1 protein-coding gene is annotated in these 639 nt (G+C 66.2%); it reads right to left on the minus strand.

Translation table 11 applies throughout. The features are described 5' to 3' along the window. On the minus strand, window positions 1-639 hold a 639-nt coding region (locus AC0L2Z_RS35400), incomplete at both ends, for an efflux RND transporter periplasmic adaptor subunit (RefSeq protein WP_473630644.1).

Here is a 639-nt window from a genome sequence, read left to right on the forward strand (position 1 = left end):
ATCGGCAGGGATGCCGCCGAGCACCAGGCCGGTTGGCGTATCGTCGACCAGATCGATCGGGAAGAACACGACCTTGTCATCCCTGTCGACGGCGCGGATGCCGAGATCGCCCTTGTCGCCCAGCGTCACCACGGAGCGCGGCAGCATGACAGCGTCGGTCGGCTGCGCGCTCAGCGCGATCTCGGCGGTCATCCCGGCCGGAATAGTGCCCTCGGGGTTGGGGATTGCGGTCTCGACGCGGAAGGTGCGGGTGGCGGACGAGGCGTCGCGGCTGATATAGCGCACGGTGCCCTCGACGTTCTGGCCGCTGACCAATCGTACATTCGCCTTGTCGCCGATCTTCAGATAGCCGAGATCACGTTCGCTGACCTCGCCGCGGGCAATCACCGGATCGAGGCTCAGAATGGTCGCCACTTCGTCGCCCTGCATCACGGAACTGCCAAGCTCCACCGGTACCCGGTCGATGACGCCGTCGAACGGCGCCTTCACCTCGTTGCGGTCGAGCTCGGCCTGCGCGGCTTCCAGATGCGACTGGCCTTGCGTCAGGTTGGAGCGAGCCGTATCGAGCTGCAGCTTGGGCAGATTGCCGGTTTTCGCCAGCCGCGAGGCCGCATCGAGTTCGGCCTGACGCTGCGCGAC

This window comes from Mesorhizobium sp. WSM4850, assembly GCF_055811735.1.